This window comes from Bifidobacterium margollesii (assembly GCF_002860355.1).
Lineage (GTDB): Bacteria > Actinomycetota > Actinomycetes > Actinomycetales > Bifidobacteriaceae > Galliscardovia > Galliscardovia margollesii.
In genome coordinates, this window is record NZ_NMWU01000037.1 from 41,461 (window position 1) to 65,203 (window position 23,743).

The following is a 23,743-nucleotide window of genomic DNA, read 5'->3' on the forward strand; positions in this document are numbered from 1 at the left end:
TCGCCGTCATGCGATTCGCCGTCATGCGGCCGCGTCGGTCGGCACATCCATGTCGTTGAGGCTGAAGGCGCGATAGTAGTTATCCGCCCCAAGCCGGTCGAACAGACGCATCAACGAAACGGTCGTCGCCGTCTTCTCGTATGTGCCGGGGAAGAACACCACCACCGGCACATGCGAGGGGATGACGTCCTGCACGCAGTTCAGCAGCGCATGTGCGCGAATGTACGGATACACCTGACCCACTCCGGTCAGGAACACCATATCGGCGGAATTCGCTGTCATCGCTTCCCGACACCGGTCTCCGATCGCATCCTTCAGATCGTCGTTGTCAGGGCCGAGCATGCCGGCAAGCGCCTGGTAGAAGTCGTCTTCCTGCAGCTGCGGCCATGCGCCGCCATTGCCAGCAGCATCGTCGTCATCGCCATGCATTTCCGGCTCCTGTTCGATGGCGGCATCGAACACGTCGTTGTCCTTCATCACGCCGATGGCCAGTTCGTACAGGTTGATGACGAGCACAGCCGGAGCGGAATCTCCCTCGCCCACGGGGTCCATGCCCTGCAGACGGTTCACGAGCAGCGGAATGCGGCGCTCGACCTCCAATTCACGTTCGGGGGGATAGGCGTAGATGTAGTTCGCCGGCTCTCCGGCCGTATCCTCTCCGTTGCGGAAACGTCTGGATCGCATTTTCAGGAACAGATCATCGAATTCCTTCTCGATGTCGCGGGACCGTCGGCGTGCCTCGTCATTGGGATTCGCCATTCCTCGTGTCTCCTTCTCGTCTGGCTCTGCCGGGCCTCGGCAAGGCCTTGCCCGGCCCGTACAGCCGTGGTTTGCTGACATCGTTACCGCATGGGGAAGAACCGGAATGATTCCGGCCTCTCCTTAAGGATATCGGTCACCGTCCTGCCGAGCAGTGAAGGCAGCAGCGTGTCACTGTCCTTCTCCAGCAATCCGGCCTCGACCATGGCCTTGAACAGGTTGGACCGCAGTTTGCGCGCGGTGGAGTCGCTGAGCTCCTCCAACTCCGAATGCCACATGCTTTTGGACAGGATGAACCGGTCGTAGTCCTCGCGGGACACCGTCATGGCCCCCATCAGGTAACGGTCGCGCAGCACCTCGCTGGCGAACTCCCCCACCACGGCGTAGTAGCGGCACATCGCCACCCACATCAGCGCCTGAACGTCCGCCGCCGGAACGTCGTCTTCGGCGAGATGCCGGATCTCCGCCTCGGTCAATGCGCTCAGCCGCTTCACCACTTCGCTGACGATACGGGCGTTCGCCGATTCGGTGCGGATGGCCAGCACGTTCTCGTCGATGACCCTCCTACGGATGCGGGTCACGCGCTCCCCCACCTCGCGGCCGGCGGACGATCTCCCGACCGCGGAGTTCGGGATTCGAGTAGTGTCCTCGCCATCGCCGGTGACACTACCGTTGCCGGCGCCATCGTTGCCGACGAAAAACGAGGCGATGATCCTTCCCTGCGGGGCAAGCAGCCCCCCGACCGTGAACGACAGTCGATATCGTTCACGGTTCGGACTTTCCGAACCATATGAGCCGGTCATCGATTCCCTTCGGTCTTCCCGAGCCGTCCCTGAGTCGGCACTCGACACCGTCAACCGTCACTCGGCGAGCAGGTGGGCCACGGCCTCCAGAGCGAGTTTGTAGCCATAGAAGCCCATGCCGGTGATGGTGCCGGTGGCGACCGGGGAGATCACGCTGTAGCGGCGGAAGGCGTCGCGCGCGGCCGGATTGGAGATATGCACCTCCATCAACGGCAGTCCGGCGTCGGTGACCATGTGTGCGGCGTCGGAAAGCCCATAGCTGTAGTGGGTGAACGCGGCGGGGTTCATCACCACCGGGGTCTTCTCGTCGACGGCACGGTGCATCCAGCCGATGATCTCGGCCTCGTCGTCGGTCTGCCGCACCTCGACCTCAAGGCCGAGCTGCCTGCCCCATTCGGTGCAGTCGCGGCGCAGGGTTTCGAGATCCTGATGGCCGTACACGTCGGGTTCGCGCACGCCGAGACGACCGAGGTTCGGCCCGTTGACGACGATGACTTTGGTGGACATGATTTGACTCCTTACGGTTGAACGATGATTGCCGACTGGACGACGCGACCGCCGACTGGACGACGGCTACCGCTGAACGCGGCGGAACGCCTCCTCTACGGCGTCGGCCGGCGGGTTCTCCAGATGCACGACGTGGCCGGGACGGTCGAGCACCACGAACCGCAGCATGTTGCCGCGGGCCTTCTTGTCCTTGTGCATCAGGGCGAGCACATCTTCGAAGCCGCCGTCGTTCCAGCTGATAGGCAGGCCGAGCGAGGACAGCAGCGAACGATGGTAGTCGACGAGATCACGGTCGATGTAGCCGAGAATGTTCGCCAGCTCGGCCGCATACACCATGCCGACCGCGACGGCGTTGCCGTGCCGCCAGCGGAAATGCTCCAGCTTCTCGATGGCGTGGCCCATGGTGTGACCGTAGTTGAGGAACTCGCGCTTGCCCTTCTCCTTGAGATCGGTGGAGACGTGATGCGACTTCACCGTCACGGTGCGTTCGATGAGCTCGGCGATCACCGCTTCGAGTTCCGGGTCGATCGCATTCGGGTCGAAGGTGCGCAGCTGTTCGGCGTGGTCTTCGAGGATGCGCAGGATCTCGGTGTCCTCGATGAAGCCCGACTTGGCGACCTCGCCCAGTCCCTCGACGAAGATGTCGTTGGGCAGGGAGCCGAGCGTGGTCAGATCGGCGAGTACGCCGGCCGGCGTGTAGAACGAGCCGACCAGATTCTTGCCGGCCTCGGTGTTGATGCCGGTCTTGCCGCCGGTGGAGGCGTCGACCATGGCCAGCAGCGAGGTGGGGCAGTTGACGTAGGTGATGCCGCGCATCCACGTTGCGGCCACGAATCCCGCCAGATCGGTGGCCGCGCCACCGCCCAGGCCGACCACGGCATCGGAACGGGTGAAGCCCTCCTCGCCGAGTCGCTTCCAGATGCCGTTGGCCACCTCGATGGTCTTGCCCGCTTCGGCGTCGGGGATGGTGATGTCGGTCACCTCGTATCCGGCCCGGCGCAGCAGAGCGCGTACGCGGTCGGAGTGACGCTGCACCGGCGTGGTGTGGATCAGGGCGATCCGGACGGGCGCCGATCCCAGCACGTCGGCCAGATGGTTGACCACATGCGAGCCGATGCGCACGTCGTAGGGGTCGGTGCCATCGACGTGGACGACACGCTCGTTGACGGTATCCGCGATGTTCTGTGCTGCCTGCATGGGGGTCTTTCCTTTCGTATGCACGATGAGATTCGCGAGATCGACGTAGATGTCATGCCGCTCGGCATACAGACGCCGCCACTTCCTCGCGGCATCGTCGGCCAGCAGCGGCCGGTTGCCGGCACGGGACGCCCGGGCGATCGCCTCGTTCGGATCGGCGTCCAGATACACCACCGTACCGCCCGCTGCGATGTACCGGCTCAGCTCGCTTCGCGTGCGCTCGGTCATCGGAGCTCCCCCGCCGAGGGAGAGCACGCCATCGAACCCATGCAGATCATCGATGATGACCTCGGATTCGATGCGGCGGAACTCCTTCTCCCCCCGTTCCTCGAAGATCCGGGGGATTTTCATATGTTCCCGGGCTTCGATCTCGATATCGGAATCGCGGAACTCCACGTTCATCAGGGTGGCCGCATCACCGCCGATCCGGGTTTTGCCCGATCCGGGCATGCCGATCAGTACGGCCTTGGGTTGCATATCGTCTCTCTTCTCTCCTCCGTTCCGCGTCCCGATGCCGAAACGCGGAACAACCCGTCGTCGGAATCATCATTCACGATGTTCACGACGACGGCATATGACCGGATGGCCTGATGATCAGCGCATGTGTTCGGGCCAGGACGCCAGATACGCCTGCGCGTTGCGACGCACCTCGTCCACGGAATCACCGCCGAACTTCTCCAGCACGAACTTCGCGAGGGTCAGCCGTACCATCGCCTCGGCCACCACGGAAGCCGCAGGCACCGCAGTGGTGTCGGAACGCTGGTTGATGGCCTGAGCCGCCTCGCCGGTAAGCACGTCCACCGTGCGCAGCGCGCGGGGAATGGACGGGATCGGCTTCATCGCGGCGCGCACCCGGATCGGCTGCCCGTCGGACATGCCGCCCTCGATGCCGCCGGCGCGGTTGGACAGACGATCGATGCGGCCATCCTCGTTGACGACGATCTCGTCGTGCGCCTGCGAGCCCGGGCGCACGGCCTCCTTGAAGCCGTCGCCGATCTCCACGCCCTTGATGGCCTGAATGCCCATCACCGCTCCGGCCAACGCCGCGTCCAGACGTCGGTCGGACTCCACATAGGTGCCGATGCCGGCCGGCACGCCGTAGGCGATGACCTCGATCACGCCACCGACCGTGTCCGCGGTCTTCTTGATCTCGTCGATGCGCTCCACCATGCGACGCTCGCCCTCCTTGTCGAGGGTACGGACCGGGGAGGCGTCCAACGCGGCGACGTCGTCGGGCGTGGGCAGCGGTGCGTTCTCATCCACCGAGGCCCCGCCGATGGAGATCACATGGGAGACCGTGCGAATGCCAAGTGACTGTTCGAGGAACTTCGCCGCCACCGAGCCGAGGGCCACGCGGGATGCCGTCTCGCGGGCGCTCGACCGTTCCAGCACGGGACGCGCATCATCGAACCCGTACTTGCGCATGCCGGTCAGATCCGCATGGCCCGGACGAGGCCGGCTCAGCGGGGCGTTGCGACCCTCGCGGGGAATGTCATGGTCAAGCGGATCGGCGCTCATCACCTCGGTCCACTTCGGCCATTCGGTGTTCGCGATCTCGATGGCCACGGGGGATCCGAGCGTGGAACCATGACGCACGCCGGTGAGCAGACGAACCCTGTCCTCCTCGAACTTCATACGGGAGCCTCGCCCGTATCCCAGCCGCCTTCTGGCCAGCGCATCCTTGATGTCCTGAGAGGTGACCTCCACCCCGGCCGGCAGTCCTTCGATCATCGCCACCAGGGCTTCGCCATGAGATTCTCCTGCGGTCTGCCAGCGCAACATCGCCTGCTCCTTCGTCTTTTCGGCCGAACCGGCCTGTCGTTCTCGAAAAACGGAATACATTGTACGGGTATGCCGTATCTTTTTCTTATTCCTAGCGTAGTCGCCGGCCTTGCGGTGGCGTGTACCGATATATGGACACGCCGCGTACCGCTTTCGGTGATCGCGATCGGCTGCGTGGCGCAACTGCTCTGCACCGCTGCATGGTGTGTGCGCACCGGCGATTGGATGCCGATGATCTCGTCGGCGGGATTCGCGCTGATCTGCGCGGCGATCCAACTGGCGCTGGGATTGCTCAAACCGGGTCATCTGGGATTCGGCGACGTGACGTGCACGCTGCTGATGGGACTGGCGACGGGAACGTTCGGACTGCAGACGGTGGCCTTGTGGTGGCTGCTGATGGGACTGCTCGGTCTGGCCATGCTGGGGGTAGGCAAACGCCGGGGAGGGAATTCGATTCCCTTCGCCCCGGCGATTGTTCTGGGTGCGCTGACCGCGATCGCACTGTGATGTCAGCACGCAGCGACCATCAGTGGGAGGCCTCCCACTGCTCGTATTCCTTCTTGTACTGTTCGTGCTGCGCCGCCGTGGTTGCGAACTTGGTTTCGCCGGTATCAAGGTTCACGGTCACGAAGTACAGCCAGTCTCCCTGTTCGGGATTCATCGCCGCCGTGATGGCGGAATCACCCGGCTGGTTGATCGGCGTTGGCGGCAGACCCTTGTTGATTCGGGTGTTGTACCTGTTCGACGCATTGTTGAGCATCGCATTGGTCAGCTGACGCGGCGCCACATTCGCTCCGTATGCCACGGTGGAGTCCATGCCCAGTGACATGTCCTTCGCCAGACGGTTCTCGATGACGCGCGACACCTTGCCATAGTATTCGTCGCGGTTCACCTCGCCCTCCACGATGGAGGCGATGATCAGCACCCGCTCGCGCTGGCTGCCGGTGGGCACGCCAAGGGAATCAAGCTTCTCAATGCGCTTGTCGACCATATCCTTGAGGATCTGCGACGCGGACTTCTTGCCCTTGACGTTGTAGTTGCCGGGCTCAAGCCACCCCTCGAAATTGCCGTTCGCCTCCGCGGGCAGAATGCCCTGTCCCTTGGCATTGACGATCTTCTGGAATTCCGATTTGTCGATTCCGGAGATCTCCGCGGCCTGGGAGATCACGGCACTCGCCCTTTCTCCGGGATTGACCACGAGGAACCCTCCGGCCTTGGTGGAATCGGTGAGGATCTTCACCACGGCCTCCGAATTCATCCGATACCTGAGCTCGAACGTACCCGGCTGAAGCTGGTTCTCAAGCCCGGAATTCACCACCGCCTGCTGGAACGCCTCGGAGGATTTCACGATACCGGCCTTGGCGAGATTGTCGCCGATGGTGACGCTGTCGTCTCCGGTCTCAACGGTGAACTGCACGTCCCCGCTGCCGGGACCTGGGTAATCGGCCGCCTGCACTCGCTGCTGCTGCACGGCGCCGCGCAGACCGCTGATCTTCGAATAGGCGAACCATCCTCCGATCGCGATGAACGCCAGCAGCACCACGGCGATGATGATTCGCATCCTGCGAGCCATCTGCTTCTTCCGGCGGGAACGACGCATGTCCTTGCGTGATTTCGGCGGACGCGGAGGCCGATTCGGGTCGAGCACCGGAGTGGGCTCCCCCTCGCCGACCCACTGCGCGTTGTCGGCGAAAAACTCCTGCATATCGTCGGCCATCAGTCCTCCAACCCAACGGAAGCCGTTTTCGTTCGCGAGGCGGCGTCAAGAGCCGCCTGCAGCAGCACCACCGCAGACTGCTGATCCACATTCGGACGATGTGATCGCATGGACAGACCGGCTTCGGAAAGCTGTCGGTGCGCTGAAACCGTGGTCATGCGCTCATCCAACAATTCTACTGTGGTCGCAAGTCCCCGTGAATCAATATGCTTCTCCAGCGCTTTGGCCCACCGACGGGCCTTCCTGGCGCTTTTGCCTTCGGTACCGTCAAGCAACAGCGGATAACCGACCACCACATGGTCGATGTCATGATCCTCGATGAAGTCACAGGCCTCGTACAGCGCCTGAAAATAGTCTCCGCGCACCACGATGTTGCCTTCGGGGTGCGCGAAGGTGAGCTCCGGGTCGGACATCGCCAGTCCGACCCGAGCATTGCCAAGATCCACACCTAGCCAGTGGGACAATACTGTTTCCCCTTTCAGGTTCGGTCGATGGCCCTCAGCGTCCAAGCACCTGAGCCTTCAGACCGGACAGCGCCTCATCGATCCTGGAGGCGTCCTGGCCGCCGCCCTGGGCGAAATCGGGCTTGCCGCCGCCGCCACCGCCAAGCACCTTGGATGCGGTGCGCACGAGGTCGCCGGCCTTCAGGCCCTGCTCGCGAGCGGAAGCGTTGGTGGCGACGATGATCACAGGGTTGCCGTTCTCCCCCTCACCGGCGAGGGCCACCACGACCGGGCGGGATTCTCCCAGACGACCGCGAATGTCCATCACCGACTTGCGCAGAGCGTCCACGCTACCGAAACGTCCGACGTTCCTGACGGCCACGGCCACGTCGTCGGCACTGTTCTTCGCCTGCTCGACGATCTGCGGCACCTGCGAGGTGAGATTGCCCTCATACATGGCGGCCAGACGACGATCGGACTCCTTGAGCTTGGCGAGCAGCGTGTTCACGCGTTCGGCGAGCTCGTCGGGTCGGGCGTTCAGCGTGTCGGAAAGCTGGGAGACCAGTGCGTGTTCGCGGGCGTTGTACTCGTAGGCGCCCTGTCCCACGACGGCGTCCACGCGACGCACGCCGGAACCGATGGAGGCTTCCGACATGATCGACACGGAGCCGATCTTGCCGACATGATCCACATGGGTGCCGCCGCACAGCTCGCGGCTCCAGCCGTCCTCGCCGATGGAGACCACGCGCACGATGTCGCCGTACTTCTCGCCGAACAGGTGCATGGCGCCGAGCGCGATGGCGTCGTCGAACTTCATCTCCTGGGTGGTCACGGCGAGGTTGTCGCGCAGACGGTCGTTCACACGGGCCTCGACGACGTTCATCACGTCCTTGCTGGGTGCGCTCGACCACTGGAAGTCGAAGCGCAGACGGTTCGGGGCGTCCTCGGAACCACGCTGGGTGGCCTGCGGGCCAAGCTCCTCGCGCAGCGCCTTGTGCACCATGTGGGTGGCGGTGTGGGAGCGGGCGATGGCACCGCGGCGGTTCGGATCGATGGTGGCGTTCACCTCGGCGCCGACGACCAGCGTGCCTTCGGTGAGACGGCACTGGTGCACGATGAGATCCTTGATCGGCTTCTGCACGTCGTCGACCTCAAGCACCGCGCCGTCGTCGGAGAGGATCTCGCCCTGATCGGCGAGCTGTCCGCCGGCCTCGGCATAGAACGGGGTGCGGTCGAGGATGACCTCGATCGTGGCGGGCGCGGTGACGGCGGGAACCGATCCCTTGCCCTCCTGCATGATGCCGAGCACCTTGGAACGGCTGGAGAAGTCGGTGTATCCCAGGAAGTCGATGGGCTTGGCCAGCGTCTTCTTGAAATCGTCGTACACGGAAAGATCGACGTTGTGGCGCTTCTTCAATGCGTCGGCGCGGGCGCGGGACTTCTGCTCCGCCATGAGTTCGCGGAACTTGGCCTCATCGACCTTCACGCCCTGATCGGCCGCCATTTCAAGGGTCAGCTCGATCGGGAATCCGTAGGTGTCGTGCAGGGTGAACGCATCCTCGCCGGACACGGACTCGCTGCCGGTCTTCTTCGCCTTGTCAACGGCCACGTCGAGGATGGCGATGCCGTTCTCCAGCGTGCGGCGGAAGGCGTCCTCCTCGCCGTAGGCGGATTCGGACACCTCGTGGAACGTGTTGTTGAGCTCCGGGTAGGTGGCCTCCATAGCGGCCTTGGAGGTGGGGAACAGCGTCGGCAGCACGGGATCGTTCACGCCGAGCACGCGCATGGCCTGCACCGTGCGGCGCAGCAGGCGGCGCAGCACGTAGCCGCGGCCGTTGTTGCTCGGGCGCACGCCGTCGCTCATGATCATCAGCGCGGAGCGGACGTGATCGGCCACGACGCGGAACTTCACGTCGGCGGCCTGATCATCGCCGTACTTGAGACCGGAGAGCTTCTCGGCCGCCTCGATGACCGGATACACCTCGTCGGTCTCATAGATGTTGTTCTTGCCCTGCATCAGGTAGGCCAGTCGTTCCAGACCGGCACCGGTGTCGATGTTCTTGTTCTCCAGCTCGCCGACGATATGCAGATCGGTCTTGGACTTGACGTTGTCGACCTCGTAGTTCTCGAACACGAGATCCCAGATCTCGATGTAACGGTTCTCGTCGGCGATCGGGCCGCCTTCGACGCCGAACTCGGGACCGCGGTCCACGTAGATCTCGGAGCAGGGGCCGCCGGGGCCGGGGCCGCCGGTGGTCCAGAAGTTGTCCTCCATGCCCATGATCTGGATGTGCTCGGGGTCGACGCCCTCGTTCTTCCACATCGAGCGGGCTTCCTCATCATCGGTGAAGGTGGTCATCCACAGCTTCTCCGGGTCGAAGCCGTAGCCGCCCTCGCTCTGCGGGGTGGTCAGCAGCTCGTAGGCGAAGTGGATCGCCTCCTCCTTGAAGTAGTCGCCGAAGGAGAAGTTGCCCAGCATCTGGAAGAAGGTGCCGTGGCGGGTGGTCTTGCCGACCTCGTCGATGTCGAGGGTGCGCACGCACTTCTGGTTGCTGGCCATGCGCGGGTGTGGTGCGGTCTGCTCGCCCATCAGATACGGGATGAAGGGCACCATGCCGGCGATGGTGAACAGGGTGGTGGGATTCGGCGAGATCAGCGATGCCGAGGGCACGACCATGTGGTCGTGCGCCTTGAAGTAGTCGAGGTATCGCTTCGCGATTTCCGATGTGCGCATGAGAGTGCGGCTCCTTTTGGAATTTCTCTGCTGTTGCTTCTCTTGACGTCGAAACGTAGAAAAACTTGAAAACTTACATGATGATCGGCATTCCGCGCGGCATTGTTCGCTGGACCGTCACGGAAACCGGAATCCGGCGGAACTACCGGGAGAGCTTGTCGATGTACCGGTCGTTGAGTTCGGCCTCCCGCGACTTCTGATGACGCTGGAAATCATCGAACAGCGCCTGAACCGTCTGCAGGGTGATCGGCGGCTGCTCCTGATCGGGGCCGAATACGAACTGGCGGGCGGGCTCGGGCGTATGGGCCTTCACGTAGGCCTGAGCCTTGGTCACCGCCATCACGCCGAGGCCGACGCCGACGGAGATCCACAGGAGTCGTTTGAACATCTCACTCCCCCTTCGTCTTTCCGGAGGCGTTTCGCGGAATCGCGGTTTCCGCCGGCGTCTCCGCGGGGCCGGCGGCACGCTTGTTCAGGAAGTCCTGCGCCGTGGCCTTCACGGCCCACACGGCGGACGCCGCCTTGATCACCGGCTTGCCGAGGAACGAGCCGTACAGGTCGGTCAGCGCGCCGATGTTCGTGGCGGATCGCTGCGCCGCATCGGAGATGGCGTTGACGTCGTCAAGCGACTGGTTCACCTTCTGCACGGTGGACACGCCCTCGTCCAAGGCCGGAATGGCATGGTCTCCGGTGTCCTTCACCGTATCGGCGATCTGATCGAACAGCTTGCCGAGCCGGATGAGCGGATAAATCATGAACCCCGCGAGAATCGCAAACGCAATGGCCGCGATCAGGCCGGCGATCTGCCCGATATCCATCGTGATACCTCTTTCCCGGTGACGCCTGCTATGGCATCGACCATTCCCGGACGCAATACAGCCTCTTAGGCTACCACAGCACGACGTCACCGCGTCACTGGTTGTAGGAGACGATGGCGATCCCGCCATCGTCCAGCGGCAGCGAGGGATCGTAATCCAGCACCGTCACGCTGCCGTTCGCCGGACGTTCGCTCAGATCATAGCCTTCCGGTGCGAACCGGTGCATCAGGCTCAGCAGCGTATTGCCGTGCGAGATCACCAGCACATCGTCGCCGTCATGCAGACGGGGGTTGCCGGCGATGATCCGGAATCCGCCTTCCACACGCTCCCAGTATTCCGATTCGCTTTCGGCGTCGTGAAACGGATCGGCCTCCTTGAGGAAATCCTTGGTGGCGGCCAGACCGAACCGGCTCACGATCTCGTTGTAGGTCTTCGCGCCGTGAGGTGCGCCCGCCGCATACCAGGCCATCGCCATGTCGAGGCCTTCGTAGTAGCCGTAGAACTGCTCGCGGAAATGCATGTCGACCGTCAGTTCGGGGCGAGCATGGCCCGCCGCCTCGTTGATGTCGAGCACGCTGTGCGCGGTCTGCTCGGCGCGCGTGGTGTCCGAGCAGTATGCGGCCGCGAAATCCACGGATTCGAGCTTATGACCGGCCTTGACCGCATCGGCGATGCCGGATTCGGTGAGCGGCGAATTCGACCAGCCCTGCAGTCTGTTGTACCGGTTGAAGTAGGTCTGCCCGTGGCGGACAAGATGCAGATGTAACGTCATGCTTCCGATTATGACACCACGTACTGAACGTGAGGAGCTGTGCCGCGCATGCAGCCGCGCGCACCGTCGTTTCGTCGTTCCCGGCATCGCGTCCGCCGCCGGATCCGGCGTCACATCTGAGAGCCGGACCCGCTTCCCGGAGCGTCCTTCCCCAGCACGTCGGGGATCGGCTTCCACTTCGGCATGCCTTCGGCGCGCAGCTGTTCAGGACCGTTCTCCCAGTCCACCAGCCCGGCGATCCTCGGCCCGGTATCGTATTCGTCGAGCATCCAGGTGATCGAACCGTCAGGACGGTATGTGGGGGTGAGCCTCGACCAGAAGGCGTTACGCATCGCCCCAAGGCCGCTGAGTCCATCCGGATCGATGCCGAGCAGCGTGGAGATGGTGGCCACGATCCAGGAACCATGACTGACGATCACCAGCGTGGTTTCGGCGTCATCGTCCCTGAATTCCCCGATGATGTCACGCAGGGCGTCGGCCCCACGCCTTCCACACGCCTCACGGCTTTCCACGCCGTACTTGAGTTCGCCGCCGGTATGGGCCTTCCATGACGCGTACGCTTCGGCGTCCATGGCACATACTTCAGGCCGGGTGAGCCCCTCCCACCGGCCGAAGCTGCGCTCCCGAAGCCGCTTGTCGAGCGTGACCGGCAGACCGAGCAGATCGGCGAAGGCATGGGCCGTCCGTTCCGCACGAAACAGATCGGATGCCATGACCACGAGCCGACGATCGGCAACCGGCGCGTTGCGGTATTCCTCGATGTCGCTGCGCTGCTGCGCATCAGGCCCCGGCTGGGCCAGCAGCTCGGGATGCGCGGCGATGTGACTCACCTTGGCCCAGTAGTATCGGGAGGCCAGTTCGTATCCGGTCTGGTCGGCCTGCCATTGGCCGATGATGTCCAACGGTATGTCGATCTGCCCCTGCAGACGCCGAGCGAGGTTGTACGACGTGCGACCGTGCCGCACCATCACCACTTCATTGATCATCGATGTTTCCCCTGACGTGTGAAACCGATCGTTTTCTCGTACACATCTTAGCGAAGGACTACCCTTGAGCTGGACCAGAGTTGGGAGATGATATGAGGATTCTGCTGGCCGTGCCGAACATGACGATGGCACGGGTTCTCGAAAGGACGCTTGACGGCGAACGGCATGAGGTGACCGTCTCATCCACGCACGGCGAGGTCAGGAAGACGCTGGAATCCGGCAGCTTCGATCTGGTGATCCTCGACGACGAGATGCAGGGGATGTCGTCCACCGAACTGACAAGCATGCTGAAGCGTCTGGACGGACACACGAAGGTGTTGTATCTGACCACCCCCTCGTTCAGGAAAAGCGACAGGCCCGAATCCGATGCGGACAACGACGCCGATGCCCGTTGGGCGGCCAGCGAGGCGCTCGCCGCCCAGATGGCCAGACGCCACGACATTCACGCGTCGCTTCCCAAGCCGTTTTCGAAGGCCCAGCTGCTGTCTCACATCGCCCTGTTGTGCGGGGCCGACGGGCAACGCTCCTCGACGCTGATCAGCCACGGGGATCTGACGCTCGATCTTGCCAAACGTCAGGCGTTCTATGGCGACGTGAGGGATCCGATACCGCTCTCCCCCCGCGAATACGCCACGCTGGAGACGCTGATCCGCGCCAACGGCAGGTTCCTCTCCTTCGACGAACTGCTGGAGGCGGTGTTCGGCAGGGGTGTGTTCGAGCAGCGTGACGCCATGGAGGCGACCATGTACCACCTGATGAGAAAGCTTCGCCGCGCGGGCATGTACATCACCCAGCGCGGCGATATGTATCGCATTCTGTAGAGCGGTTCGAGCGATTCCGCAGTGCGACGTCGCAGCACGCTGCCGTGCGATTCGACGCGATACCGTACATCGATACGAATCGATTCAGATCGATGTGTTAGACGGTCTTTTCCTCCCCGGTCTTTTCGGCGCGGCCGTCCAGCATGAAGGCGCGGATCATGCACAGCGCGGTCACGGCGATGGCTGCCGCCATGAGGAAGTATCCGGTCTGCGCGCCGTTGGCCGTGGCCACGGCTTCCGTCAGTCCCGAGTTCATGCCCAGATGCTGATACACGGACATCACGGTGGCGAGCACGGCGGTGCCGAGCGCGCAGCCGAACTGCTGGCAGGTATTGAACACGGCGTTGCCGTCGGCCTTGAGCTGCGGGGACACGTTCTTCAGACCGTCGGTGAACACGTTGGAGTAGGTGAAGCTGTATCCGAACACGTACACCACATGCAGGCATGCCACCCAGAACGGGGTGAGATGATGCGCCAGCAGTCCCTGCAGCAGCAGGCCGAGGAAGGCGAACGTCAGTCCGATGCCCACCGGCAGCCGCGCGCCCTTGCGGTCGAGCAGGGTGCCTCCGGCCGGGGCGCAGAACGCGCCGAGCAGCGCGCCGGGGAGAATCACGAATCCGGCGATCATCGAGGTGGCTCCAAGGCCCATCTGCACGAAGTTAGGCACGGTGAACGAGATGCCGAGCATGACGAACTGCAGCAGTACCAGCGACATCAGATGCCAGCGCAGCGACGGATCGGCCAGCACCGTGAGATTCATCAGCGGCCGTTCGGATCTGCGCTGCCTCCAATAGAAGACGAACACGCAGATCACGCCGATCGCAAGGGAGACGACGGCCACGACGGGAATGGCCCCCATGGCTGTTCCCGCGAAATAATGCTGCACCACCAGTCCGGCCTGTTCGACACCGTAGAGCAGTCCGGTGAACCCCAGGGCGATCAGCACGACATGCCCGGGGTTGAGCGATGTCTTCTCGGTGGGGACGAACTGCCGCAGCGAGACGAAGCCGAGGATGAAGATCAGCACGAGCAACGCGATGATGATGAGGAATGATTCTCGCCACGGCATGAACGTGGTGACGATGCCGCCGAAGGACGGGCCGAGCGCCGGAGCCAGGGCGACGACGAGATTGCCGTAGCCCATGAGCATGCCGATCTTGGTGCGCGGCGACTGTTCGAGGATCACGTTGAACATGAGCGGCATGCCGGTTCCGGTGGCGATGCCCTGCACCACTCTCGCTACGATCAGCGCGGTGAAGGTGGGCGACCAGAAGGCCAGCAGGGATCCAGTGATCGCCAGCACGCATGCTGCGCTGAACACCGCCTTGTAGGTGAATCGACGCTTGAGGAACGCGGACAGCGGTATGGTGGCCGCCACCACGAGCAGATACGCGGTGGTCACCCATTGCACGGTGGCCGCATCGACGGCGAACTCCTTCATCAGGTGCGGGAAGATGACGTTCATCATCGTTTCGGTGAGGATGCCGACGAACGCCAGGGCACCGGTGGCGACGATGGAGCCTACGAGACGGAGGGTGATGTTGTTTCTGTTCTGATCGCGATCATACGCTGATGCCGAATTCATGGATGATGCCTCTCTACTTCATGTCATGCTGTGGGAGTCATGGTCCTGCTGTTCGGCGCGGTCGGAGAGGAACCGAGAACAACAGGACAAGAATGTTCCCCTCAAACGAAAACCCCGCGACACAGCGGAAACGCCATTGTCGCGGGGTCGGCGAAATAGCCGATGGGATCCCGTGGGATCAGCGAGCGTAGAACTCGACCACGTACTGGATGTTCACCTGCACGGGGATCTCCTCGACCTCCGGCTTGCGGGTGAGCGTGGCCTTCAGCGAGGCCAGATCGACATCCAGGTAGCCCGGAACGGCGGGCAGCACGTCGCGGTGCACGCCTTCAGCGGCGATCTGGAACGGCACCATGGTCTGGCTCTTCGGACGGACCTGAATGGTCTGGCCGGGCTTGACGTGGTAGCTCGGACGATCAACCTTGTTGCCGTCGACCAGAATGTGGCCGTGGACGACGAACTGGCGGGCCTGAGCGGTGGTGCGGGCGAAGCCGGCACGCAGCACGAGGGCGTCGAGACGGGATTCGAGGAAACGCAGCATGGCGTTACCGGTCTGGCCGGCCTCGTGGGTACCCTTCTCGTAGGCGGCGCGAAGCTGCTTCTCGGACACGCCGTACTGGGCGCGCAGACGCTGCTTTTCGCGCAGACGGACGGCGTAATCGGACTCAGTGCGACGACGGGTGCGACCATGCTCGCCGGGAGCATACGGACGCTTTTCGAAGATGCGCTGGGCCTTGGGGGTCAGAGCGATGCCGAGGGCGCGAGAAAGACGCACCTGACGGCGAGCACGCTGAACATTAGTCATGTTCCTTGTTCCTTTTCTGTCGTTATCTGAACGGAACGCGGAATCCTCGATTCCGCGCTGAGCCGGCCTCTTCCAATGCTTAACCGCGATCCTGTCGCGAACGGAACCAAAGGTTCCGCCGACCCATTGATGGGCTAAGGCTCCAGATCGGCGAATGCCTGACGGCAGACACCAAAATCAACATGATACACCATCATCTGACTTTTCCCGGTATCCCGGCGCGTTCGACGAATATCCGCCGAAATCCGTCAGAGTTTCTCGATGGGTGCCACTCGCAGCAGCAGACGTTTGACCCCTTCGGAGCCGAAGTCCACGGTGATCACCGAATTGCGGCCCTTGTCCTGCACCCCGACGATCCTGCCCAGACCATACTGATCATGGCTGATCCGATCGCCCTCATGGAAATCGGCGATGTTCAGCCCGTTGCCGGTTCCCGACGTCGATGCGGCCGATCCGGAACCGGACGAGCCGCTTCCCGACGCCTTCTTCTTCGCCGAGGCGATGGAATCCAGCAGCTGCTTCTTCATCCGCTTGGTGGTCACCTTGCCGTTGCGACCGGACCCCGACGAGGAGGAACCATACGACTTCGAACCATATGACTTCGATCCGTAGGACGATCCGGAACCATACGACGAACCGCTCCCCCATCTCGATCCCGAACCGTACGAGGAACCGGAGCCGTACGACGATCCCGATCCGTACGACGACGAGCCGCCGAAATCCTCGAATCCGGAGAACTCGTCATCGTCATCGAAGTCGCCCCAACCGCCCCGCATCTTCTCGGAGCTGGTCTCCTTGCGCTTCCAGTCGATCAGATCGGCCGGAATGTCGTCCAGGAACTGGCTGGGCATCATCTCCGCCGCCTGCCCCCACTGCGAACGGACCGCGGCACGCGTGACGTACAGGATCTGCCGGGCGCGCGTGATGCCCACATAGGCGAGCCTGCGCTCCTCCTCCAGTTCGCTCTCGTTGTCGATCGAACGGGAATGCGGGAAGGTGCCCTGCTCCATGCCGGTGAGGAACACGACCGGGTATTCGAGACCCTTGGCGGTGTGCAGGGTCATCAGCGTGACCTTGCCGGTGTCCTCCCCCTCGTCGGGCAGCTGATCGCTGTCCGCAACCAGAGCCGTGGTCTCCAGGAACCCGTTGAGCGTGGCGTCCGGCGTGTTCTGCTCGAACTCGGCCGCGGTGGACTGCAGCTGGGAGAGGTTCTCGACGCGGGTCTGATCCTGCGGATCGGTGGACTGCTGCAGCTCGGCGAGCAGACCGGACTTGTCGAGCACCTCGGCCACGATTTCCGAAGGCTTGGCATCGTTGTTCGCCACGAACTCGCGCAGGCCCTTCATCAGATCACGGAACTCGCCCAGCAGTCTGGCCGTGCGCGTCGGCACGCCCTCGATGGAGTCCAAATGGGTCAGAGCCTCCCACGCGCTGGTCTGATGCGCACTCGCGTAGTCGGTGAGCACGGCCTCCGCACGGGCGCCCAGCCCACGCTTGGGCACGTTGAGAATACGCCGAAGGTTCACATCGTCGTCCGGATTGGCCAGCGCCTGCAGGTAGGCCATCGCGTCCTTGACCTCACGGCGCTCGTAGAAGCGGGTGCCGCCCACAAGCTGGTACGGTATGCCGGCGTTGATCATCGCCTCCTCCAGCGACCTCGACTGAGCGTTGGCACGGTACATGACCGCGATGTCCGCGTAGGAGAATCCCTCCTCCCCCGCAAGACGAGCGATCTCCGTGGCGATCCACGAGGCCTCCTGCTGCGCGTTGTCGGCCGCATAGCCGACGATCTTGTCGCCCTGGCCGAGCGCCGTCCACAGCTTCTTCGGCTTGCGGCCCGGATTGAGCGAGATCACCTTGTTGGCCGCGTCGAGAATGGTCTGCGTGGAACGGTAGTTCTGCTCCAGCATGATGGTTCTGGCGTTGGGGAAATCCTTCTCGAACTCCTGGATGTTGCGGATGTCCGCGCCACGGAACGCGTAGATCGACTGATCGGAATCACCCACCACGGTGATCCACGCCGGACCGTTCCTGCCCGCGCCCACGGCGCCCGGCTCCGGAGCGAGTTTGTCATCCACGCCGGCGAGCTCGCGCACCAGCACGTACTGGGCGTGGTTGGTGTCCTGATACTCGTCGACCAGAATGTAGCGGAACCGGTGATGGTAGTAGGCCGCCACATCGGGATGGTCGTGCAGCAATTCCACGGTGCGCATGATCAGATCGTCGAAGTCCACCGCGTTGGCCGTGGCGAGCCGGTACTGGTATTCGGCGTACACGCAGGCGTACAGCTCCTCCACATTGCCGAAGCCGCCCACCTGCGGGTTGCGCTGCCCGGGCTTGAACTGAGGGGCGTACTCCTTGAGCTGGGTTCGCCAGTCCTGCAGATTGTTCTTGTAGTCGGAGATTCGGGCGAGGATCGAACGGGGCGTATACCGTTTGACGTCGATGTTCATCTCGGTGCAGATGATCTTCACGAGACGCTGCTGGTCGGCGGTGTCATAGATCGAAAAACCGGACTTGAGGCCGATCTTGCCGCCGTCGCGGCGCAGGATGCGCACGCAGGCGGAGTGGAACGTGGAGACCCACATGCGCTGGGCCACCGGACCGATCAGCGTCTCCAGACGCTGCTTCATCTCCGCGGCGGCCTTGTTGGTGAACGTGATGGCCAGAATCTGACTGGGCCATACGCCGCCCACACCCATGATGTAGGCGATGCGGCGCGTGAGCACACGGGTCTTTCCGGAACCGGCGCCGGCCGCGATCAGCAGGGCCGGGCCGTAGTACTTCACCGCCTCGGTCTGCTGTTCGTTCAGTCCGGCGAGCAGCTCGTCGGCACTGCGCCTGATCACATCCGGCTCATCGTTCATCATCATTCACGCTCCCCGTCCCGTAGATGTTCGATTCATGTCCTTGCCGTTCCGGCGATAAACCGAGTACATGAATCTACCATCCGGGCGGGTCAAATCGACTGATCGCCGTCGGCGGCCTGCGCACCGGATCGAACCGGGGCGTCGGACCGGACCGATGCGTCAGAACGAACCGCGTGCTCTTCGAGCAACTCGCCCACATTCGTGTCCTCATCCATATAGTGGTCGAAGACGTCGGTGATCTCCCTGCCCGGCGCCTCGGTGAGCATGGAGACGATGACGATGGCGAGCGCGGAGACGATGAAGGCCGGCAGCAGTTCGTAGATGCCGAAGACGCCGCCGAGCGGCTTGACGAACAGGTTCCATGCGAATACGGTGATCGCGCCGGCCGCCATGCCCGCCACGGCTCCCTGACGGTTCGCGCGGCGCCAGTACAGACTGAACAGCATCAGCGGGCCGAATGACGCGCCCAGACCGGCCCAAGCGTATGAGACGATCTGGAAGATCGAGGAGTTCTGATCGGCGGCAATGATGCAGCCGAACAGGAAGACCGTGAGGATGGTGATGCGAGCCACCCACATGACCTGTCGGTCGGTGGCGTTGCGTTTGAAGATGCCTCGATAGATGTTTTCGGCCACGGCGGACCCTGCGATGATCATGTAGCTGGACGAGGAGCTCATCGATGCGGCGAAGATGCCGGAGACCACCACGCCGCACACGAAGCTGGGCAGCAGGATCTGGCTGAGTACGATGAACACGCTTTCCGCAGCCACCTGGGTGCCGAACTGCGTGGGCAGCATGGCACGGCCGAACATGCCGATGGCGATGGCGCAGCCGAGCGAGACGACGACCCATACGGTGGCGATGATGCGCGACTGGCGGATTTCCTCGGCGTCGCGGATGGAGAGGAACCGCACCAGCACCTGCGGCATGCCGAAGTAGCCCAGTCCCCATGCCAGCAGGGAGATGATGGTGATGATGTCGAAGTCGGCAGGGTTGCCGAACAGAGGGGCGCCGTTGGCCGTCATCTGGGCTCCGGTGGCGGGGTCGAGGATTGGGGATGCGGTGTGGTTGGCGCTGAGGTAGCCGGGGATGTCGGCGAGGAACGCGGCCACATGCTCGATGCCGCCGGCGTTGACCACCGTGCCGACGCATACGACGGCGAGCGCGAAGAACATGAGCATGCCCTGGATGAAGTCGGTGACGACGACGGAGAGGTATCCGCCGATGACCGTGTAGGCGAAGACGACGATGGCGCCGAGAATCATCATCAGGTGGTAGTCGAGGCCGAAGAGGGTGTCGAACAGTTTGCCGACGGTGACGAAGCAGCTGCCTACGTAGACGGCGAAGAACACGATGATGATGAGCGCCGCGATGGTGGAGAGGATGTTGCGGGTGTCGCCGAAGCGTTTGGAGAAGTAGTCGGGAAGGGTGATGGCGTTGCCGGCGGCCACGGAGTAGCGGCGCAGGCGTTTGGCGACGATTTTCCAGTTGAGGTAGGTGCCGAGGGCGAGGCCGAGGGCGGTCCATCCGGCGTCGGCGATGCCGGTGAAGTAGGCGAGGCCGGGCAGGCCCATGAGCAGCCAGCCGGACATGTCGGAGGCTTCGGCGCTGAGTGCGGTGAGCCAGGGGCCGACGCCGCGGCCGCCTGCGAAGTACTGGGATGCCGATGAGTTGGATCGTTTCGAATAGAAGAATCCCACCGACAGCATGGCCGCGAAATACAGGACCATGGCCAGGAACACCCAGATATCGCTGGTATGCATGTACGTCTTCCCCCCACTATGTTTTTTTCGTATGTTTTCGTGCTGGCTGCGTGCCGGTTGCATGCGCTCCGCCGTCGATCCGTTCGGATCTTTCCTCGGCTTTTCCGGTACCGTCTTTTCGGCTCGGGTTTCAGCGCGCCTCCCCAATGCCTTTTCCGGGGACGGCTTTTCACGGCGGCGAGACCTCACTATAACGGTCACGGCGATGTGGCCCAATTCGAGATGAGTGTGATCTCACATGGTAAAGTCCAAACCCCGTTCCGTACCGCAGTACAGTTTTGGGGTTTGGCGTGGTTTCGAGGTTCGGCGGAGGCTTCGCTCCAATATGCATCGAGGGCGTTCATAGGGCTTCCCCGCCTCCCCTTGAGGGGAAGCCGTCGATTTCAGCTCACGTCCTCGCTGGCCCCGGACCCGGCAGAGGGCTTCCCCTTGAGGGGAAGCTGTCGGCGTAGCCGACTGATGAGGTGAAATCGGACTCCGAAATCACGACTTCGTGACAAACGGATGACATGGAAAGGAGCGGCCCAGACACCAGTGAGTTAACCCAGGTAGGAATCCGCTCCCTTCGTTAATTGTATCCGACGACCATCGTGACCAGTGTTCGGATCACTGATAGCGGATGATGAGGGAACATGTCATCGAACCGGAGGTTCTCGGATAGGTTCATGAGGATGCCGGTGTGGTAATCATCGTCGTATGGGTCTCGTGACCAGCCGCTCCCCTGTTCGTCAATCCAGTCGTTTCTGTGTAAGCTCATAGATCAGCGCGCCAAGCATGCCTGTGAACCTTATTTCGTTGACGAACGCCTGAACCTGTAGCACGGACTGACGCAAGAGCATCCATCATGCACTGCGTAGTATGCCGCATACGATGATGGTTTCCCGGTAATGAGTACACTGTTTTTATGGGGATCGAACACATCGATGATGATCAGCCTTTCGAGACGACCGAGCGGTTGCGATGGCGTAACCGGCAGGCGTATGAGGATGCCGCCAACGGCCGGTATCATTCCGATAAGGGGATTCGGGACGAGAATGGTCGCTTAATCAGACAGCCTGACATCTTGTTCGGAAAAGCCGAAGAAGAGGAACCGGCGGATGCGGGTGTTCCACCGGTTCGGCCATCTGTCGGAGAAGAATGTCATACGTATGCCGATGAGCGGGATCGACAAAGGAATGCTCGGGACGAGTCGCATCCCATGGCCGAGGCGGTTGGCGTAATGATCGGTGAGATCATTACGCAGATACTGAATGACCCACGGGTGCAGGCCTCTCTGCGTCAGACCGTTCGTCATGCGGGAGCACGACTGATCGGGCTTGCAGACAAGGCAAAGTCGTACATCAGCAACGCTTGGGCTACCCGTGGAGCCGAAACGGACTCGCATGCCGGCAAAGCGACGGCCATGGTGAAAACTTCAACCGATGCTACGGATATCAATGGAGAGAACATAGAAGGCGAGATCGTGCCCGATGAGTCGGTGACCATGACCAGCGACGAGTTCGCGGCCAGGCAAGAGGAGGCGCGACGTCTCAGGATATTCATGGCATCCATGCGGGAACGATTGGCTCAAGTGCGGCATGATCTCGATCATGCGGTCATCACACCGGAGGAGGCCGGCAAGGAGACGACAAGAATCACGCAAAGACTCATGCGGGAACTGCCGGCATCGCAGTCATTGGAATTGGAGAACGGCTGTCGGGCCAGCGGAATCGACCTTCATGCCATGATCGATGGTTCGCCGATCGACCGTAATGCGGAAGTTCACCGCAATGGAAACGTTCATCACGACAAGTAGGGATTCTTATGTATGACAAATACCAGCAGATTGACTATCGATGTCACTTATATCGTCAGACACGAATTCTTATGGTGACAGTCTTGCTGCTATTAGTCATTACGGTAACGGCATATGCAGTGGCGCTGATTCATTCGGCAATAGGATTCATCCACAGCTTGCCCGAGAACGTCTCGGTAATCATGCATACGGTTATTTGGCTATCTGATCCCGACAATGTTTTAGGACGGTTTTTCGCCACATGGAATAACGCGCTGCTATTCATGACCAGCAATCCATGGCATCAAATACTGTCGATCATGTTGCAATGGATCCTCACGCGTATCGCGGTCATTGACTCGGACACATTCATCATTCTGCTGGCTCGTGCGGTAGAGATGTGGGCTCTGCAGTCACTATTGCAGGAGTTGATTGAGCCGGACATTCCACGACCGGCCGGATCAGGTTTGCACATCACATGCCTACGATATGCGATACATCGATTTCTCTCTCTTCCATACAGGACGATGCGTAAGACCATTCTCTCCCTGATCGCCCTACCTTTCGCCAGCAATATGTATGCGGCGGTGATTCTCTTGCTATTGCTAGCATTCGGACTTTCCTTGGCGGCAATCGCCCTTCACTATAAAGATGAATGGTGGGCAAATATTCCACTACCGCAATAAATAAGTCAGGCTAACGTAGGAATCCGCCCCTGCATCAAAGGTAACAGGTGATCATCGAGACCGCTCGTCAGGTGTCCAGCGACGGATCGAGACGAATTGGCTTATCGGTTCGGATCATCGCCCGTTGTGCGAGGCCAGATCCGGTCGAACATGCGATCGCATGCGTCCATGGCGGCCCCGACCGGATCATCGCCCTCCCCCAGTGCGGCGTAGCGCGCGAATTTCGCGGGATCCTCCTCCTGCATGCCTTCCAGCCAGTCCCGGTATCGTTCGGTCATGTAGTCGGATGCCATGTCCCGTGCGGTATGCCCCGGATGATGGATCGCATGGTATGGCCGTCCTGCCGCGGCGTCCTCCCAATAGCCGACGATGTATCCGGTGACATCGTCCATCAGCTCGTCGTAGGCGCGGATCTGTTCATTGATGGGAAGCATGGGTTCAGTGTACGGCGCAACGCCGAATATTCACGGAACAGATGTTCGAATACGGGTTTGTTGGAAGGTTTCGTCTGCGTCCACCTCATCAGTCAGCCTGCGGCTGCCAGCTTCCCCTCAAGGGGAAGCCCGAAAACACCGACGACGCCCCATCACCATCTTGGCGCGTGTGTCCGCAAGGCGCGGGAGACGAAGGCGTACCAAGGTACGTCGAGCCTCCCGCAACGCCGCGGACACTCCGCCAAGTCAGTGCTGGCCGTAGACGTTGGTGTAGCGGTCGTTCAGCTTGTCGATGTCCGCCTGGTCGATCTCGATGATCTCACCCAGCTGACGGGCCGCCCACATCGTGTGCGCCACCTCCTCGGTCATCGCCGCAGCCTTCACCGCGCCCTCGGCATCCTTGCCGATCGTGAACGGACCATGGTTCTGCATGAGCACCGCCGGCGACTTCGGGTACTTCTTCAGCGTCTCCACCACGCCCTCGCCG

At 62.2% G+C, this 23,743-nt stretch carries 22 protein-coding genes; 4 read left to right on the top strand and 18 right to left on the bottom strand.

Going from position 1 to position 23,743, the window contains the following annotated elements; translation table 11 throughout:
- Nucleotides 1-21: 21 nt before the first annotated feature.
- The 5 genes from Uis1B_RS09900 to aroC form a co-directional block, all read right to left on the bottom strand.
- Nucleotides 22-759, bottom strand: coding sequence for a DUF1788 domain-containing protein (locus Uis1B_RS09900; RefSeq protein WP_165782846.1), 738 nt, complete (start codon nucleotides 757-759; stop codon nucleotides 22-24).
- An 83-nt stretch (nucleotides 760-842) separates the two neighbouring features.
- The gene (locus Uis1B_RS09905; RefSeq protein ID WP_101617907.1) at nucleotides 843-1,562 is read right to left on the bottom strand and encodes a DUF1819 family protein; all 720 of its coding nucleotides are present in this window, start codon (nucleotides 1,560-1,562) and stop codon (nucleotides 843-845) included.
- A gap of 57 nt (nucleotides 1,563-1,619) precedes the next feature.
- A complete protein-coding gene (locus Uis1B_RS09910; protein ID WP_101617909.1) occupies nucleotides 1,620-2,069 on the bottom strand; it encodes a type II 3-dehydroquinate dehydratase in 450 nt (149 codons plus the stop codon).
- Nucleotides 2,070-2,135: 66 nt separating this feature from the next.
- Nucleotides 2,136-3,743, bottom strand: a complete 1,608-nt coding sequence (locus Uis1B_RS09915) for a bifunctional shikimate kinase/3-dehydroquinate synthase (protein ID WP_101617911.1) — start codon at nucleotides 3,741-3,743, stop codon at nucleotides 2,136-2,138.
- A 117-nt stretch (nucleotides 3,744-3,860) separates the two neighbouring features.
- Nucleotides 3,861-5,048 (bottom strand): chorismate synthase, encoded by a 1,188-nt coding sequence (gene aroC, locus Uis1B_RS09920; RefSeq protein WP_101617953.1) that lies wholly within the window; start codon nucleotides 5,046-5,048, stop codon nucleotides 3,861-3,863.
- 114 nt (nucleotides 5,049-5,162) lie between these two features.
- Here aroC and Uis1B_RS09925 point away from each other — a divergent pair, with 114 nt between their 5' ends.
- The gene (locus Uis1B_RS09925; protein ID WP_133124915.1) at nucleotides 5,163-5,555 is read left to right on the top strand and encodes a peptidase A24; all 393 of its coding nucleotides are present in this window, start codon (nucleotides 5,163-5,165) and stop codon (nucleotides 5,553-5,555) included.
- A 19-nt stretch (nucleotides 5,556-5,574) separates the two neighbouring features.
- Here the strand turns inward: Uis1B_RS09925 and mltG are convergent, their stop codons facing one another.
- The 7 genes from mltG to Uis1B_RS09960 form a co-directional block, all read right to left on the bottom strand.
- A complete protein-coding gene (gene mltG, locus Uis1B_RS09930) occupies nucleotides 5,575-6,765 on the bottom strand; it encodes an endolytic transglycosylase MltG (protein WP_101617915.1) in 1,191 nt (396 codons plus the stop codon).
- On the bottom strand, nucleotides 6,765-7,229 hold the full coding sequence (ruvX, locus tag Uis1B_RS09935; protein WP_101617917.1) for a Holliday junction resolvase RuvX: 465 nt from the start codon (nucleotides 7,227-7,229) through the stop codon (nucleotides 6,765-6,767). The genes mltG and ruvX overlap by 1 nt, the downstream gene beginning before the upstream one ends.
- A 34-nt stretch (nucleotides 7,230-7,263) precedes the next feature.
- Complete coding sequence (gene alaS / locus Uis1B_RS09940) at nucleotides 7,264-9,942, bottom strand: alanine--tRNA ligase (protein ID WP_101617919.1); 2,679 nt, start codon at nucleotides 9,940-9,942, stop codon at nucleotides 7,264-7,266.
- 142 nt (nucleotides 9,943-10,084) lie between these two features.
- On the bottom strand, nucleotides 10,085-10,330 hold the full coding sequence (locus Uis1B_RS09945) for a hypothetical protein (protein WP_101617921.1): 246 nt from the start codon (nucleotides 10,328-10,330) through the stop codon (nucleotides 10,085-10,087).
- Nucleotide 10,331: 1 nt separating this feature from the next.
- The gene (locus tag Uis1B_RS09950) at nucleotides 10,332-10,760 is read right to left on the bottom strand and encodes a DUF948 domain-containing protein (protein ID WP_101617923.1); all 429 of its coding nucleotides are present in this window, start codon (nucleotides 10,758-10,760) and stop codon (nucleotides 10,332-10,334) included.
- Nucleotides 10,761-10,854: 94 nt separating this feature from the next.
- Nucleotides 10,855-11,532, bottom strand: a complete 678-nt coding sequence (locus tag Uis1B_RS09955) for a histidine phosphatase family protein (protein ID WP_101617924.1) — start codon at nucleotides 11,530-11,532, stop codon at nucleotides 10,855-10,857.
- 110 nt (nucleotides 11,533-11,642) lie between these two features.
- Nucleotides 11,643-12,518: a histidine phosphatase family protein gene (locus Uis1B_RS09960; protein WP_101617927.1), complete on the bottom strand. Its 876-nt coding sequence runs from the start codon at nucleotides 12,516-12,518 to the stop codon at nucleotides 11,643-11,645.
- 92 nt (nucleotides 12,519-12,610) lie between these two features.
- On the opposite strand from Uis1B_RS09960, the gene Uis1B_RS09965 reads away from it, so the two are divergent.
- Nucleotides 12,611-13,339 carry a response regulator transcription factor gene (locus tag Uis1B_RS09965; protein WP_101617929.1) on the top strand — a complete coding sequence of 243 codons (729 nt, stop codon included), beginning with the start codon at nucleotides 12,611-12,613 and terminating at the stop codon, nucleotides 13,337-13,339.
- Between the two features lie 97 nt (nucleotides 13,340-13,436).
- Here the strand turns inward: Uis1B_RS09965 and Uis1B_RS09970 are convergent, their stop codons facing one another.
- From Uis1B_RS09970 to putP, 4 genes are all read right to left on the bottom strand, one after another.
- Nucleotides 13,437-14,924, bottom strand: coding sequence for an MFS transporter (locus Uis1B_RS09970; protein WP_101617931.1), 1,488 nt, complete (start codon nucleotides 14,922-14,924; stop codon nucleotides 13,437-13,439).
- A gap of 178 nt (nucleotides 14,925-15,102) precedes the next feature.
- The gene (rpsD, locus tag Uis1B_RS09975; protein WP_101617933.1) at nucleotides 15,103-15,729 is read right to left on the bottom strand and encodes a 30S ribosomal protein S4; all 627 of its coding nucleotides are present in this window, start codon (nucleotides 15,727-15,729) and stop codon (nucleotides 15,103-15,105) included.
- A gap of 248 nt (nucleotides 15,730-15,977) precedes the next feature.
- Nucleotides 15,978-18,596 carry a UvrD-helicase domain-containing protein gene (locus Uis1B_RS09980; RefSeq protein WP_101617955.1) on the bottom strand — a complete coding sequence of 873 codons (2,619 nt, stop codon included), beginning with the start codon at nucleotides 18,594-18,596 and terminating at the stop codon, nucleotides 15,978-15,980.
- Nucleotides 18,597-18,688: 92 nt separating this feature from the next.
- A complete protein-coding gene (putP, locus tag Uis1B_RS09985; protein WP_101617935.1) occupies nucleotides 18,689-20,362 on the bottom strand; it encodes a sodium/proline symporter PutP in 1,674 nt (557 codons plus the stop codon).
- Between the two features lie 904 nt (nucleotides 20,363-21,266).
- On the opposite strand from putP, the gene Uis1B_RS09995 reads away from it, so the two are divergent.
- Both Uis1B_RS09995 and Uis1B_RS10000 read left to right on the top strand, forming a co-directional pair.
- On the top strand, nucleotides 21,267-22,157 hold the full coding sequence (locus tag Uis1B_RS09995) for a hypothetical protein (RefSeq protein WP_101617940.1): 891 nt from the start codon (nucleotides 21,267-21,269) through the stop codon (nucleotides 22,155-22,157).
- Nucleotides 22,158-22,240: 83 nt separating this feature from the next.
- The gene (locus Uis1B_RS10000) at nucleotides 22,241-22,822 is read left to right on the top strand and encodes a hypothetical protein (RefSeq protein ID WP_165782847.1); all 582 of its coding nucleotides are present in this window, start codon (nucleotides 22,241-22,243) and stop codon (nucleotides 22,820-22,822) included.
- A gap of 101 nt (nucleotides 22,823-22,923) precedes the next feature.
- Here the strand turns inward: Uis1B_RS10000 and Uis1B_RS10005 are convergent, their stop codons facing one another.
- Together Uis1B_RS10005 and Uis1B_RS10010 are read right to left on the bottom strand one after the other, a co-directional pair.
- Nucleotides 22,924-23,256 carry a hypothetical protein gene (locus Uis1B_RS10005; protein WP_101617944.1) on the bottom strand — a complete coding sequence of 111 codons (333 nt, stop codon included), beginning with the start codon at nucleotides 23,254-23,256 and terminating at the stop codon, nucleotides 22,924-22,926.
- Nucleotides 23,257-23,502: 246 nt separating this feature from the next.
- Nucleotides 23,503-23,743 (bottom strand): class II aldolase/adducin family protein (locus Uis1B_RS10010; RefSeq protein ID WP_207763418.1); only part of this gene is annotated, 241 nt, incomplete at its 5' end.